The organism is Vibrio viridaestus (genome assembly GCF_003856525.1).
Lineage (GTDB): Bacteria > Pseudomonadota > Gammaproteobacteria > Enterobacterales > Vibrionaceae > Vibrio > Vibrio viridaestus.
The window spans coordinates 47,207-62,106 of the sequence record NZ_RJVQ01000003.1 but is presented as its reverse complement, the minus strand read 5'-3'; the positions used below and the strand labels follow the sequence as shown (position 1 = coordinate 62,106).

At 42.7% G+C, this 14,900-nt stretch carries 16 protein-coding genes; 4 read left to right on the top strand and 12 right to left on the bottom strand.

Annotated elements, in window-relative coordinates:
- Positions 1-82 precede the first annotated feature (82 nt).
- Complete coding sequence (locus EES38_RS07880) at positions 83-1,117, bottom strand: LacI family DNA-binding transcriptional regulator (protein WP_124936638.1); 1,035 nt, start codon at positions 1,115-1,117, stop codon at positions 83-85.
- Between the two features lie 191 nt (positions 1,118-1,308).
- Positions 1,309-1,653 (bottom strand): hypothetical protein, encoded by a 345-nt coding sequence (locus EES38_RS07875; RefSeq protein ID WP_124936637.1) that lies wholly within the window; start codon positions 1,651-1,653, stop codon positions 1,309-1,311.
- 138 nt (positions 1,654-1,791) lie between these two features.
- On the opposite strand from EES38_RS07875, the gene EES38_RS07870 reads away from it, so the two are divergent.
- Together EES38_RS07870 and EES38_RS07865 are read left to right on the top strand one after the other, a co-directional pair.
- A complete protein-coding gene (locus tag EES38_RS07870; RefSeq protein WP_124936636.1) occupies positions 1,792-2,199 on the top strand; it encodes a GFA family protein in 408 nt (135 codons plus the stop codon).
- Between the two features lie 159 nt (positions 2,200-2,358).
- Positions 2,359-3,153, top strand: coding sequence for an SDR family NAD(P)-dependent oxidoreductase (locus EES38_RS07865; RefSeq protein WP_124936635.1), 795 nt, complete (start codon positions 2,359-2,361; stop codon positions 3,151-3,153).
- Between the two features lie 9 nt (positions 3,154-3,162).
- On the opposite strand, the gene EES38_RS07860 is transcribed toward EES38_RS07865, so the two are convergent.
- On the bottom strand, positions 3,163-3,603 hold the full coding sequence (locus EES38_RS07860) for a YcgN family cysteine cluster protein (RefSeq protein WP_124937182.1): 441 nt from the start codon (positions 3,601-3,603) through the stop codon (positions 3,163-3,165).
- 145 nt (positions 3,604-3,748) lie between these two features.
- Between EES38_RS07860 and EES38_RS07855 the strand changes: the two genes are divergently transcribed.
- Entirely contained in the window at positions 3,749-3,997 is a 249-nt protein-coding gene (locus EES38_RS07855) for a YkgJ family cysteine cluster protein (protein ID WP_124936634.1), read from the top strand.
- Between the two features lie 30 nt (positions 3,998-4,027).
- On the opposite strand, the gene recR is transcribed toward EES38_RS07855, so the two are convergent.
- The 6 genes from recR to EES38_RS07825 form a co-directional block, all read right to left on the bottom strand.
- On the bottom strand, positions 4,028-4,630 hold the full coding sequence (recR, locus tag EES38_RS07850; protein WP_124936633.1) for a recombination mediator RecR: 603 nt from the start codon (positions 4,628-4,630) through the stop codon (positions 4,028-4,030).
- Between the two features lie 18 nt (positions 4,631-4,648).
- Positions 4,649-4,978 carry a YbaB/EbfC family nucleoid-associated protein gene (locus EES38_RS07845; RefSeq protein WP_124936632.1) on the bottom strand — a complete coding sequence of 110 codons (330 nt, stop codon included), beginning with the start codon at positions 4,976-4,978 and terminating at the stop codon, positions 4,649-4,651.
- Between the two features lie 101 nt (positions 4,979-5,079).
- Positions 5,080-7,161 carry a DNA polymerase III subunit gamma/tau gene (gene dnaX, locus EES38_RS07840; RefSeq protein ID WP_124936631.1) on the bottom strand — a complete coding sequence of 694 codons (2,082 nt, stop codon included), beginning with the start codon at positions 7,159-7,161 and terminating at the stop codon, positions 5,080-5,082.
- A 21-nt stretch (positions 7,162-7,182) separates the two neighbouring features.
- Positions 7,183-7,728, bottom strand: coding sequence for an adenine phosphoribosyltransferase (gene apt / locus EES38_RS07835; RefSeq protein ID WP_124937181.1), 546 nt, complete (start codon positions 7,726-7,728; stop codon positions 7,183-7,185).
- Between the two features lie 166 nt (positions 7,729-7,894).
- On the bottom strand, positions 7,895-8,263 hold the full coding sequence (locus EES38_RS07830; RefSeq protein WP_279432213.1) for a YbaN family protein: 369 nt from the start codon (positions 8,261-8,263) through the stop codon (positions 7,895-7,897).
- Between the two features lie 92 nt (positions 8,264-8,355).
- Positions 8,356-9,459: a response regulator gene (locus EES38_RS07825; protein WP_124936630.1), complete on the bottom strand. Its 1,104-nt coding sequence runs from the start codon at positions 9,457-9,459 to the stop codon at positions 8,356-8,358.
- A 272-nt stretch (positions 9,460-9,731) separates the two neighbouring features.
- On the opposite strand from EES38_RS07825, the gene EES38_RS07820 reads away from it, so the two are divergent.
- Positions 9,732-10,607: a LysR family transcriptional regulator gene (locus EES38_RS07820; protein WP_124937179.1), complete on the top strand. Its 876-nt coding sequence runs from the start codon at positions 9,732-9,734 to the stop codon at positions 10,605-10,607.
- A 50-nt stretch (positions 10,608-10,657) separates the two neighbouring features.
- On the opposite strand, the gene EES38_RS07815 is transcribed toward EES38_RS07820, so the two are convergent.
- From EES38_RS07815 to fadI, 3 genes are all read right to left on the bottom strand, one after another.
- Positions 10,658-11,206, bottom strand: coding sequence for an NAD(P)H nitroreductase (locus tag EES38_RS07815; protein ID WP_124936629.1), 549 nt, complete (start codon positions 11,204-11,206; stop codon positions 10,658-10,660).
- 75 nt (positions 11,207-11,281) lie between these two features.
- Positions 11,282-13,399, bottom strand: a complete 2,118-nt coding sequence (fadJ, locus tag EES38_RS07810) for a fatty acid oxidation complex subunit alpha FadJ (protein ID WP_124936628.1) — start codon at positions 13,397-13,399, stop codon at positions 11,282-11,284.
- Positions 13,399-14,706: an acetyl-CoA C-acyltransferase FadI gene (gene fadI / locus EES38_RS07805; protein WP_124936627.1), complete on the bottom strand. Its 1,308-nt coding sequence runs from the start codon at positions 14,704-14,706 to the stop codon at positions 13,399-13,401. Before fadI ends, fadJ begins: the two co-directional genes overlap by 1 nt.
- Positions 14,707-14,900 lie beyond the last annotated feature (194 nt).

Genomic DNA, 14,900 nt, shown 5'->3' with positions numbered 1-14,900 from the left:
GCCACCAATCAGTGGATAAGAATATTCATGTGCCACATGTCACAAATAAACAATTTCCTATTTTCAACATGCTAAATAGTCATTAGCAGTTTTCAATCGTAACCAACTCAAAACCAACGCTAACATTTAAAAATCCGCACTCCCGATCACTGAAGACTTTCTTACATGCCGCCATGGTGTAATTAGAGAACTCATCCAAACGATGTAAAAACATCACATCAATTGTCCCGTCAATAAACATTAGCTGCTGTTCATTTAAAGGACCATGACACAATAGTGTAACTTTACGCTGTATCTCTAGCTCTCTAAGAGCTCGTGCAATCCCTTCCACACCACCACATGGCGCATAGATAAGGGTAATATCTGGATGTGCATCAAATAGTTGCATTGTTTCTTTGTATGCCTCCTCGATATTTTCACAGGTCTTTTTAGGTTCAAGTACCAAATGGTGCATGCCGTTCTCGCGCAGATAAGAGCGGAAACTTATCTCACAGCTCTCCTGGCATAGAAAACGGTTATCACCAATAAATATGGCAATTTTCCCTGCGTCTGGATAAAGATGCTCAACCACCCAAGCAGCTGTTCTGCCGGCTTTTTTATTATCCCAACCGATATAAGCAGCCTGTTTACAAGGAGATAGGCCTGATAACATAGTGATGACCTTAGTCCCATCTTCTGCCACTTCGTTCACCGCATGACGGATTAATGGATGATCTTGTGCCACAACGCCTACGATATCGACAGACTTTGAAAAGTTGATAATTGCTGTAGCAGCTTCTTCGATTTGATTAAATGCTAAAAAGACAAACTCAGGCTCAATATTAGTGTATCTTTTTGCCTGCTTTTTCAGAGAATCAGATAGCGTTCTATAAAATGAATAACTTTCTGAAAGCAGAACAAAACCAACCCTAAAAGCCCCTTTTACGTCTTGAGGTTCAGGCTCTTCTACAACCAAGATTTTTGATTGCTTATCACGGTAGCCCAAATCTCTTGCCGCTTTTAGAACCTTTGCAACAGTCGCTGGTTTAGTTGAGCTTCTGCCATTAAGAACTCGATCGACAGTTGCTGTCCCTACCCCCGCAGATTTTGCTATATCGGAAATAGTCACATGTTTCATTTTTATTGCTCTTATGATTTTTTTACATCAAAAATACATCACGTTATTAAGATGTTTAACATCATAGAAACATAGTTATCAATTGTAAAAATTTTATTCTAAAAATGTGGAGTCTGACAGGAACAGCTTCTCTGAAATGAGATCAACCCGCCAGAATGACGGGCTGATCGGAGTATGAAAAGAACAATAAATTAATGCTTAAACGTGTTTGCCCCTGATGGACTAAACGCATTTAAATCTCCTGACGGATTCATGAGATGAGGTAATATTTTGGGTAAATTAAGCTCGATATCCTTATCTGTGACAGGATTAATCACTTCATTATACCAACCGAGTAGACCCAGAACGGCATAGCCAACTGCATCGTCATCCTCACGGTGTTCCAGAATGATCTGTAGAAATCGCAGTATTGCCCTGTCATTTGTTTTTGCCACATCCAGAGTCTCATGGAACACGGCAGTTGACTCTGCAACCAACCCGTCATATTGAGTCTCTATCGCTAGGCGGAAGGAACCACCATCAACGGAAATTTTCATAATATTTAACCTTTTGAGCTAACTATCCATAATGTTATCTCAGTTTGTTTTCACTGTCTTTGAGATCACGACATAAATAAGTTACATCCCCAGATGATTGGAGTATGATTTTTAAACAGTTAAGCAAAAGGACGTTATATGCAAAGGACAATCTCGGGTAGTTGTGTGTGTGGTGCGGTTCGTTTTGAGGTCGAAGACGATTTTCAGCATTTTTATTTTTGCTATTGTGAACAATGTCGGCGAATGACTGGTTCAGATCATGCGAGTAATCTATTTACCCGTATAGATAATATTCGTTGGATCAAAGGGGCGGAGCTTACCAAGCGATATGAGCACCCAACACGAACATTTTCGCAAGTTTTCTGTACTGAGTGTGGCTCCCCTCTTCCCTATCTTTCTAAAAGTGGTAAAGCACTGATTATCCCAGCGGGAAGCTTAGACTCGGAACCAACACGAAAACCAGATGCGCAAATATTCTGTAGTGAACAAACGCAGTGGCATATAGATGGAATCGAAGCGAAAAGGTTTGATGGCTTTCCTGAGTGATAAAGATCAACATGTCGAGTAAAAATCTCACGGCTTTGTGTAATGCGGATTTTTATTTTGTGGATACAGATTGAAGCTTTGCCTAAAGCCTTTGTAAGTCTAAAAGCAATGTTGTTAGCGTAAACGCTTGCAAAAAACAGACTAAAATCAGGACGACAAATGCAATTCTCATTTAATGGAAAAAACTGTCTTATCGTCGGCGCATCGAGTGGCATTGGTTTAGAAATAGCAAAAGAGTTCCGAAATCTGAACGCGAATATGTTCATTGCCAGCGCAAACAAGGCTAAATTGCAGGCCTCATACGAAACTTTGAGCTTAATAGAAAATCAAGGTCATCTATTCCAGCTTCCAGTAGACATCTCTGACAGTGAAGGAATAAAATCTCTCGTAAATCAAGCTGCTCTCGCCATGGGATCCATTGATATACTAGTCAATTGTGCTGGCGTGTCCATTTCTAAAACCATGGACAAGTTAACTGTAAATGACTGGGATAGTGTTCTTAACATCAATCTAAAAGCCGCCTACCTTCTTGCGACTCAAGTTGCTCAAACAATGGTTAATTCGGGTATAGAACATGGCAAAATCATTAACATTTCATCTATTGCTGGAAAGGTTGGTGAATATGGTAATGGTCCCTACTCAATCAGCAAAGCCGGTATTAATAGCCTAACTCAGGTGCTGGCAAAAGAACTTGGTTCTCATGGTATTTGTGTTACGGCAGTCAGCCCTGGTTTTACTGATACTCAGCTGCTGCGAGATGCACTCAGTTCTAGAGCCCCACTAGAAGGCAAAACTCCGACAGAGTATATTGAAGAATTAAAATCCACTGTCGCATTAAAACGCTTCGCCGAGCCAAAAGAAATAGCCTACGCAGTGTTGTTTCTTTGCTCCCGGTATGCGAATTACATATCGGGAACTACGCTGACCATTGATGGTGGGAAATCACTAACATGAAATCACAAGTTAGCGAGAATTGGGATGATTGATGATGTGGTCTTCCCAATCGATCACTTCGATTTCATAGACGACGCGGTTCCTTACGCTCTCTCCAGCCTTATGCATCGCTGATTTCGACCCAGTGATTAACGGATGCCACTGTGGTAAAGGCTGGTCCTGAGCAAGAAGGCGATATGCGCAGGTGTCCGGCAACCAGTTAAACTCACTAATTTTGTCTCTGGTTAATTTTAAGCATTCTTCACCGGACTGAAAACGATTAGAATAATCCTTGCAGGAACATGTATCGCTATTCAGCCAGCTACAAGCTACGTTGGTGTAGTAAACTTCGTCGGTGTCTTCATCCATTAACTTATGCAGACAGCACTTTCCACAGCCGTCGCAGAGAGATTCCCATTCATCCTCGGACATCTCTTCCAGTTTTTTTTGTTGCCAAAATGGTGTATTCATCGACATCGCTCTATTAGTTTTGGGGAGTTCGAGGGGCGTGTTATACCGATCTGATGAAAAAAGTTCAAGCTTAAACATTAACCGTTCATCTTTCTCTACAATTTTGCTAGACTCGCCGCCCTCAGATCATTGTAGCGAGAAAATCATGAATTGCCGACTAGGCTGCGGAGCATGCTGCATAGCGCCCAGTATTTCATCCCCTATCCCTGGAATGCCCAATGGCAAGCCTGCAGGAGAGCGTTGCATTCAGCTAAACGACGACAATCTATGTAAATTATTTGGTAAGCCCGAAAGGCCCAAAGTGTGTCATGAATTTAAAGCATGTGATGATGTTTGTGGTGCCACAAACCAGCAGGCTCTGGACAACCTTATCATGTTGGAAAGTCTTACGTAGTCAGCCACCTAAGCAGCCAACAACGTTGAATTAATACAGCTTTTGTCTACCAAGAATTGAATGTGATAACGTGGTACCATCCACAAACTCTAGCTCACCACCAACTGGCACACCATGAGCAATTCGACTTGCTGGAACTTTATGTTCCTTGCATAACTCAGCAATGTAATGAGCCGTAGCCTCACCTTCTACAGTCGGGTTCGTTGCAAGAATCACTTCCTGAATATCCCCACGCTGCAAACGATAATCGAGTAGGTCAAGGCCTATATCGCTCGGACCAATTCCGTCTAGCGGTGACAAATGCCCCATTAGAACGAAGTATCGTCCTGCATACTGACCTGTTGATTCAACGGCCGCAATATCCGCAGGGCTTTCGACCACACAAAGCTGACCGTTTTCCTGACGCTTGGGATTTTTGCAGATATGACAAACGTCTTCCTCAGTAAAAGTTCGGCACTCTTGGCAATGACCAATTTCAGTCATCGCTTTTGATAGCGCATCCGCGAGCTGTAAGCCGCCTTTTCTATCACGCTGTAACAAATGAAAGGCCATACGCTGAGCCGACTTGGGGCCAACCCCAGGCAGACAACGTAAGGCCTCCATCAATTGCTCCAGCATTTGACTGGTTCGCATTGAATACCTTCTCTAAATTTAGAATGGCATTTTCATACCTGGTGGTAACTGCATACCGCCAGTCACTGAAGACATCTTTTCTTTCTGGGTTTCTTCAACACGGCGAGCCGCATCGTTGAACGCAGCAGCAATCAAGTCTTCTAGCATTTCTTTATCGTCTTCCATCAAACTTTCATCGATTTCAACACGACGGACACTGTGACTACCCGTGATAGTGATTTTAACTAAACCAGCACCAGACTCGCCAGTCACTTCCATATTCGCTATTTCTTCCTGAAGCTTTTGCATACGCTCTTGCATTTGCTGGGCTTGCTTCATTAAGTTGCCCATACCGCCTTTACCAAACATGTGTGTCTCTCTAGTACTATTTGACTGATGTAATAATTGTGGGGGTTATATCGTAAAATTCAACCCTGCTCTATCAAATCGACCTTCTCAATAATTGAGATTTAGATCGGTCTGATGGTGTCTTTATCTAATTCCGCGCCGAACCGCTTTTCAATAAATTGAACTATTTTATCTTGCTGCAGACTTTGATATGCCTGATGCAGATGTTCCTGATAACAAAGCTCTCTCAGTTCAAGAGGCGTCTGCCCAATGTCCCCTATAGAGATATTCAGTTGACACGACTCACCGATGGCTTGAGAAATTGCTTGTTGTAGCTCACCATATGCTTTTTCTGTATTAAGGTGCTGCTGATTAGCTCGTAGTGTGAGATTCACTGAGTTTCCCTGTTTTTGATAGGCAGAGTTAAGTGCTAACTGTTCCACTAGCTTAGGAATTTGCATACTTTGAATCAGTCTGGACCATTCATCTTTCGCATTCACTTCTTCAATCAACTTAGCTGCCATTTCGGGCGTTTTTTCATGCTCTACCGCCTGTTTTAACTCTGATGGCGATAGTGGCTGATTGATCTCTTTTTCAGAAATTTCATCCTCGAACATTGGCATCCAACGATATGCTTCATCGGATGAAATATCATCATTGGCTTCAGTTTGAGGGACCGAAGGGCGCGGCATATCAACATTATGTTGAGTCGCTATATTGGCAAGTCGATCAAATACCGACTCCTCTTGCGATGCCGCTTTAGGCTTTTTTCCCGAGGAATTCCCTTCAGACGAATTACTGTTGCGCTGTGAGCGTAACTGATGTCTTAAACCACTGATTGATGAATGAGCTGTTGCAGGTTTCGACTCTGGATCCACCATGGCTGGAGTCTGTGGCGGCTCAGTAACAGTAGGTCGATTCTGAGCTTCGACCTGTTGCACTGGAGTTCTCTGTGTATCGTACACAGGAATAGAATGAGTCTGCGTACTCTCGCTCGGACGACTGGTTTCGGGTTTTCTCTGTTGCTCAGGTTTAGCTACACGACTTGCGCTCTGTTCAATGTGTGAATCAGACGGATGAATAGAGGATGGCTTCTCTATCGAGCGCAAGGGTGAGGCTGGTACGGGTCTAAAGGCAACCATCCGCAAAAGTACCATCTCCAAACCAATTCTTGGTGTTGGTGACAGTGGGATATCTTGTCGTCCTTTAAGCGCGATTTGGTAATATAACTGGACCTCTTCAGGCGATATAGCCTGAGCAAGCAGACGGATTTTCTCTCCATCCGGAGAAGATTTATCAACAGATGCAGGTAAAACCTGATACATCGCTAACCGATGCAGTTGTTCACACAACGACTTGAGTAGTGAGTCCCAATCAACACCATTTAACGCCAATGATTCGACTTGATCCATAATGACTTGCGGATCATTGTGACTGATTGCATTGAGAATGTGCAAAGCTTGATCATTATCGATGGTTCCCAGCATATGGGATACCTGCTCAATATTGACCTGACCATTTCCAAGGGCTATCGCCTGATCGGACAAGCTTAATGCATCTCGCATACTGCCATCAGCGGCATGCGCTAACAAGCTCACGGCACGAGGTTCAAACGATACCGACTCTTCATCAAATATATGTGCTAATTGCTGCTCTATATTTTCGACGCTGATCGGCTTCAAATGAAACTGAAGACATCTAGAAAGAATCGTAACAGGAAGCTTTTGTGGATCGGTTGTCGCAAGAAGAAACTTCACGTATTCCGGCGGTTCTTCGAGTGTTTTTAACAGGGCATTAAAACTATGACGAGAGAGCATATGGACTTCGTCAATTAAGTACACCTTAAATCGTCCACGCGCAGGTTTATATTGAACGTTATCTAGCAGTTCGCGAGTGTCTTCAACTTTAGTTCGGGAAGCGGCGTCAATTTCTAATAAATCAACAAATCTGCCTTGATCGATCTCTCGGCAAGTTTGACATTGTCCACATGGATGGGACGTAATGCCAGTCTCACAGTTTAGCCCTTTTGCCAACAATCTACCGATTGTCGTTTTACCAACACCACGAGTACCGCTAAAAAGGTACGCGTGATGCAGACGATTCTGGTCTAATGCATTTTCTAATGCCGTTAACACATGTGACTGACCAACAACTTCAGAGAAAGTTGTTGGACGCCATTTTCTTGCAAGTGCTAGATAACTCATCAATGATCCCTGGTGTCTGGATTAATGTCCTTCAAAGTCACAGATACTGTAAACATCCAAACCAAGCGCTTTCAGGCGATCTCCACCACCAATCTCTGGCAAATTAATCACGAATGCAGCGTGAGTCACCTCGCCACCTAAACGACGGATTAGTTTTGTAGTTGCTTCAATCGTACCGCCAGTCGCAAGCAGATCATCGACCACAAGTACTTTATCGCCCTTCTCAATCGCATCAACGTGGATTTCTAACGTATCTTGGCCGTATTCAAGTTCGTAAGACTCCGCAACCGTCGGTCTTGGTAACTTGCCAGGCTTACGAACGGGAACAAAACCAATACCCAGTTCAATGGCTAACGGTGCACCAAACAAAAAGCCACGAGCTTCTGTACCAACGACTTTGGTAAAACCTAGGTCCTTGTACTTTTCAACTAAAAGCTGAATTGTTGAACGGTACGCTTCCGCATCCTCTAAAAGACTGGTTACGTCTCTGAAGATGATGCCTGGTTTTGGATAGTCAGCAATACTTTTGATACTGGCTTTAATTTTTGAGATTGTTTCAGTTGTCATAACGTCATAACTTTCTTTAACAAGGTGTTTCAGTATAGTGCTTCGCACATCAGAGCACCTTAAGCAGAAACAATAAACTTTACGTTCTGCTAAAAACACAAACGCCCACTAAAATCAGTGGGCACACTTCGGCGTAATGCTATTGATTTTTTGCTCTTTGATCAACCTAGTCATTCACCTTGAGTCGAAGAAAAAAGGTTAACCCAATCAACATACCGATAAATAGTGCAATTTTCACCCAGAATATAGGCACAACCCATATGGACCAACAAAAACTGATCAGCATAACAATCGCACCGCGGCGCTTAACTTTAGAACTTACTGAACGGTTCTGCTGCCAGTTATCGATAATCGGACCAAAAGTTGGATGAGAAATTAACCAATGATGGAACCTAGGGCTACTTTTCACAAAGCAAGCACTAGCTAAAAGAAGAAACGGCGTGGTAGGCAAAAGGGGGAGAAATATTCCCAGAATTCCTAATGCGATGGAAAGCATCCCTGTGAGTATAAGTAAAACTCTCAACAATTGAAACAGCCCGCGTTCTACGTTTAGTGTTAAACAATATAACACGTTAGAAACACGCAGTGTGTCAATAAAAATTAACCCACTGGTGCTTCTATTTCCGATTAATGTGTATCACGGCGAGAGAGTTCTAAGACAAATGAGCTACTCCCAATCCGATTAATCGCGAGTTGTGTTTTACTTTTCATCGGGAGATCTTTTGTCATGAAGTTTTTCATGCAATTATCACCAAGATTCCGCCCACCCTCAATACGCAATGATTGACTACCATTCGACCAATTACAGTCCAAACCAGCAGGCATGATCGATAGCTGCCCGTAGGTAAGGTCCGCCAATCCAATCAAAACGGATGCTTTAGTCGTATACTCAGAGCACTGTAGTCCTTTCTCTAAAATTTCTGCTAAGTCTTTCAGATCAGCGCTATACGTTTTTAAATTACGCATGTAGTCGTGGAAAAGAGCCCTAACCATCAACGTCGTCGCAACGGTATTTTCTTCCTCTTCTGAGTCGACTACATAGAATGCATACTGACCATTAATCGACCACACATAGTCAAAGACAATCGGCATCGCCTCTGCAGGTTGCAAAAGGCGATAATTACAATGCCACACACCTTGCGACGAATCGTTATCAGGCATCAACGCATTTAATAAATCTCTGGCGGCACTAGGGTTCGATTGCAAATATTGCAGATGCCAATGAAGCTCCTGCTCTTCTGCTAAATCCCCCCCATCATCAACCCTGAACCATTGACTCGAGAAATCTCGTTGGTCCGCGATATGATTATCACTATCTTCAAGTGTATTGACGATAGCATCGGACAGATGCACAAAATTATTGATTGGTTTGGGCAGGAAATCTTTAATTCCGTACTTTAACGCTTTCGCAACCTCAGACATCTGCTCTGTTGCAGACACTACAATAAGAGGAAGTGATGGATAAGCCATACTTACTTCTTCAACGAATTCCACACCATTTAAAATTGGCATGGCCAAATCACACAGAACCAAGTCCGGGCTTTCGGATTTAAGCTTTCGCAGCCCTTCTAATCCATTTTCAGCCTCGCAAATTTCACAGCCCTGCGCACTTAAAAAACCTCCGGTGATACGTCTAAAGATAGGATCGTCATCAACAATTAAAATCGTTTTACCAGCCAGCACTTCCGCCTTAACCGCAGCCTCACTAGCTATGTGACTAGGTTTCAACATATTACAGCCTCACTAAATGCCAAATACAGAGCACAAGTTTTCAAAAAATTTGTCCGTAGCAGTATAGATTATTGATATTTTTAAAACCGCTATATTAAAAGTAGAACCAGTTGGGTATTTGTACAAATAATCGAGAATAAATGAAAACATTTATCTTGTTTTGTTTTAAGATTGAAAAATGAGTTTTCAGCAAACATGTTGATGTGACTCAAAATTTGACAATTCACTTACGTATACAGTAATTAAACCTCAATAAAGATGTATCAGTGGACATGAAATTAGACGATCTCAATCTATTTCGCTTAGTTGTCGAGAACGGTAGTTACACAGCAACGTCGCGCAAAACGATGATTCCTGTTGCAACCATTACTCGACGTATTCAAGCGTTAGAAGATTCACTTAACCTGCGCCTTCTCAATCGTCATGCTCGCAAGCTTTCGTTAACAGAAGCGGGAGAAATGTTCTTCAAAGAATGTTCTCCATTATTGCAACAGCTTTCCATCACCGCTGAAGAGATAAGTGATGATTGTCGTGGCGCATCAGGCAAAATACGTATTAATGCACCATCAAATCTTACCAAAAGAATGATGATGCCAATGTTTAATGAATTTATGAAACAGTATCCGGACATCAATCTGGAGCTAACAACAAATAACATGGCGGATCAGCTTGATCCGACTGAATGGGATGTCATTTTTAGAGTGGGTCCGCAAAGAGACTCTTCACTCATCGCTCGCAAAATCAATCAAGTAAAAGATATTTTGGTTGCCAGCCCGGATTATCTGGTCAAAAAACCAGCGCCGAGTCATGCCGAGGAGCTTCACGAACATTCATTACTTAAAGGCTACCCATTGATGAAATGGCAGCTGAAGAATAGTAAGGGCGAGACCATTATTAACACGGATAAAGGTCGATTTCAGGCGAATACCCTAGATGTCGTCAGGATGGCATGTTCAGAGGGCCTAGGCATAACATTAATGCCAGATGTCATGATCAAAGAATATCTGGAAAATGGCTCATTGGTTAGAATTTTGGGTGACTGGAGTGCCAACGCCAGAGAAATTTATATGCTTTACAATCACAAAGATCACCTTCCAGAAAAAGTACGCTTATTCATCGACTTTGTCATTTCATATAACATTCATTAACCACCGATGGTGTTGTGCATTAGCACAACACGCGTCGATAACGTTACTCATCAGATATATTTAACGAACTCAGACATGGCTCGTTCTGGCGCTTTCATCGGCTTGATACCGGGTTTACCCAGGTAAAGAAAACCAACAATTTCATCATCGCCATACACATTGAATGCTTCTCTGACAACAGAATGGAACATCCATTTACCTGAACGCCAAATACCCTGATAACCTTGGGCTACTGCAGCCATTTGCATCGCCTGCACCGCACACCCGGCAGACAAGACTTGCTCTAATGCCGGTACTTTTTCGTGAGGGGTAACACGAGCAATAACCGTAATCACCATTGGCGCTCTAAATGGTGCATTTTTAACTTTTGTTAGCGTGGCTTCGTCACCATTCTCTGACTCTACGGCTTTAGTCAGTATCGATGACAACTTTTCCAAACCTTTACCCTCAGCAATAACAAATTCCCAGGGAGTCAGATTTCCGTGATCAGGCGCTCTCATTCCTGCTCGAAGAATGTTTTCCAATGCTGTCCCATCAGGAGCAGGCGCTTCTAATCTTGCCATTGAACGTCGGTTCAGAAGTAAATCTAACGCTTCCATGTCTTTGTCCTTATTATTGAAAACGGAATAATCAACAAGCATACACTATTCGATACCGAGTTCTCAAAGCAAGATCTAATAGAATGACTCTCCTTTCATTTTCATTGACACTAACTCGGTATCGGGCTCGTAAAATGGCCCAAACTTCTTCGAGTGTAACTGCATTTTTTCTACTATTGAGGCTATCCCTCTTGTATTCATAAAATAAAAAGGGCCTCCCAAAAATGGGGGAAAACCAATACCTAATACGGCACCGAGGTCGCCATCTTCTGCTGTTTCAATCACTCCGTCTTTTAAACAACGAGTAGCTTCATTGAGCATCGGTAATAAGCAGCTAAGTACAATTTCTTGCGCCTTCATCTGCGGACTAATATCGATACTTAAAAGTTTATAGATCTTATTATCGACCCTTTTTGTCTGACCATAACGATAAAATCCTAGACCCGATTTTCGACCTTTGCGACCATCCTCTAGTACTGCCTCAAATATTCCGTCGGATGCAAAACGGTCCCCCAATGCCGCCTGTAAAATAGGCGGGATTTTACCTGCCACATCAAACCCAACTTCATCAAGTAACGCAAATGGACCCACAGGAAAACCAAAATCTTCCAGTGCATTATCAATCACATCTATAGGTTCACCCGCTTTGAGACAACGAAATGCACCCTGAATATAAGGTACGAGAATACGATTAACGTAGAAGCCGGCACTATCTTTAACCTTAATCGGAGTTTTCCCTTGTTGATACGCTAATGCGAGCGCTGTAGCAATCGTGGCCGGATTGGTATTTTCGTGAGGAATCACTTCGACCAAGGGCATTTTTTCCACTGGGCTGAAGTAGTGAATACCAATGATTCTCTCAGGATGTATCGCCATTTCCGCTATTTTGCTGATGGGAATGGATGAGGTATTAGACGCTAAAACCGTTTCAGATGAACACACCTCTTCACAGTCTCTGACTATCTGTTGTTTTAAGTCCATATCTTCAAAAACAGCTTCGACAATAATGTTGCTCTTCCCTACCCGAACGTAATCTGTACTACCCGTTAGATTAAGCAGTGTCTTTTTCTGCTCAAAGCGCGTCATTTTTCCTGAGCGAATTTTGCGCTCCAGTCGCTCTGCTGAGTATTTTATCGATTTTGATATTGCGGCATGCTCAAGATCTTTAATGTGAATAGGGAGCTTCGCTACCGCCAGGGTCACAAAGCTAATTCCAGCCCCCATGAGACCGCCACCAATAACCGAGACCTGTTTAATCTCTTGAGCATCCTGTTCGAGTCGATACCGTTTTTTAGCCGCAGTAGTCAGAAAAAATAACCGTCTTAAACTTTCAGAAACCGGCGTCATCGCTAATTCACCAAACGCTTCCGCTTCATTGCGAATGCCTTTCTCAAATCCATTTTCTAGACCAAAAAGAATGCAATCGAGAATTTTATCTATTGCCGGATAATTATAGTGTGCTTTGTTTTGAGCTTTTCGCCTGGCTTGACGAATGATGAATTTACGAACCCAAACATTATTAGATAAATGAGTATTGAGTTTGGCGATAAATGAGATACGTTTTGTAAAGCGGATTTCAGAAACTATAACGTGTTGACAGGTATTGATAAGCGAATCTTTATCAACTATTAGATCGATTAGACCCAATTTCAACGCTTTTTTTGCGGTTATCTGCTTCCCAGTCAGGATAAGATCTATTGAGGGAATTAAACCGATTAACCTAGGTAGTCGTTGAGTCCCCCCAGCTCCGGGTAATAATCCTAGCTTAACTTCAGGTAAACCCAGCATTGTTTTAGGTTCAGTGGTACCAATACGATAATCACAAGCCAAAGCGAATTCTAAGCCGCCACCCAAACATACTCCATCAATTGCGGCAATCGTGGTAAAAGGCATTTTTTCTAAACGCTCAAAAATGGCCTGAGCGCCCGAAGCCAGTAAGTCAGCCTGTTCCGCAGAATCACAACTATCAATCATTTCAATATCGGCGCCAGCGATAAAACAGTTCGTTTTACCCGAATAGATAACCAAGCCCTTTAATTCATGGCAATGAAGATCTAACTGCTCTAAAACTTCGGACATATCATCTGCAAATGATTTGTTGAGTGTGTTAACTGACTGGTTCTCAATGTCAATTTTCAACCAAGCAATCTCTAACTCATCTATCGTGAGTTGGTAATTACGATGCTTACTCATTATTCTGACTCCAGTATTATTGATGAACCAATACCACCAGCAGCACAAGATGCAACAAGACCGATACCTTTACCACTACGTTTAAGCTGATACAGTAATTGGGTAATCATCCTTGCCCCTGTTGCAGCAAAAGGATGCCCGTAGGCAAGTGATCCGCCCTGTATATTCATCAGTGTAGGGTCAATATCCCCCACGGCTTGTGATCGGCCAAGTTGCTGTTGAGCAAATAGATCACTTGAAAGACACGCCAGATTTGCCAACACTTGAGCCGCAAATGCTTCATGCATTTCCATGAGTTCGATATCTTTAATACTCATACCCGCTTTTTCCAATACCCTTGGAATCGAGTATGCCGGACCAAGCAACATATTTTTTTTCACACTTATTGCGCAAAAATCATAAGCACGAATATACCCAAGCACTGGCAGATTCATGGCTTTCGCAGTGTCTTCTCTAACCACAAATAAAGCTGCGCCGCCGTCTGTTAACGCACTACTATTTCCCGCGGTTACTGTTCCAGCGTGACGGTCAAATACCGGACGCAACTTCGCATAATCTGACAACTGAGAACTATGGCGCAGAACGTTATCCTCTGTCAGGTGAAATTGATGTGGGTGGGGATGAATTGGTTCGACTTGCTTACATAACAGAGAATCTTGCCATGCATTACTCGCTAAAATATGAGAGCGATGCGCATATTCATCCTGAGCAAGACGACTGATGGCGAATGTTTTTGCCATCTGCTCGGCTGTCTGACCCATCGATAATCCAGTCGAGAACTCTGCGACTGGCGGAGGAGATGGAATGAGATGGCTTAACTTAAGGTTTCGTAAAATCTGCAGTTTCTGCGGTAGTGTCTTTGCCCTAAAAAGGGATAATGCCATAAGCCCCATTTCAGCCGACCAGGTAAAAGGTAGATTTGACGCAGAATCAGCACCACCTACGATGGCAGATTCTATCGAGCCACTACAAATATTTTGTACCGCACAGATTAATGCTTGTTGACTGGTAGCACAGGCCCGACTGACACTAAACGCATCAACGCGATCCCCCATTCCACAGATCAAAGCAATCTCTCGGGCAATATTAGGCGCATCCGCTTTGGGTATGACCTGACCAAATACAATTTGATCAACTTCATTCTCTTTCACATCATAACGATTGAGCAGTGTCTTTACCGCATGAGCACCAAGATCGATGGCAGACAGCGCCTTCAATTCTGAAGACTGCCTAGCAAAGGGGGTTCTCACACCATCAATAATTGCTACCCTTGAACCTTGATAATCCACGACCTGTTGATTTTTCATTGTTTGGCCACACCGTTACCCTGTTTACAAAAAGCTTAGTAAAAACAAAGGGCCATTCCAGTCAGCAGATAAAGATGAGTGTTAAAGTGAGAGTTAACGTGGATTTTAAGGCAAAAAAAAACCACACAAAGGTGTGTGGTTGGAAAAATTTTATAAAGCAATTAACTTACGCCAATTGAAAATCAGTTTCCTGA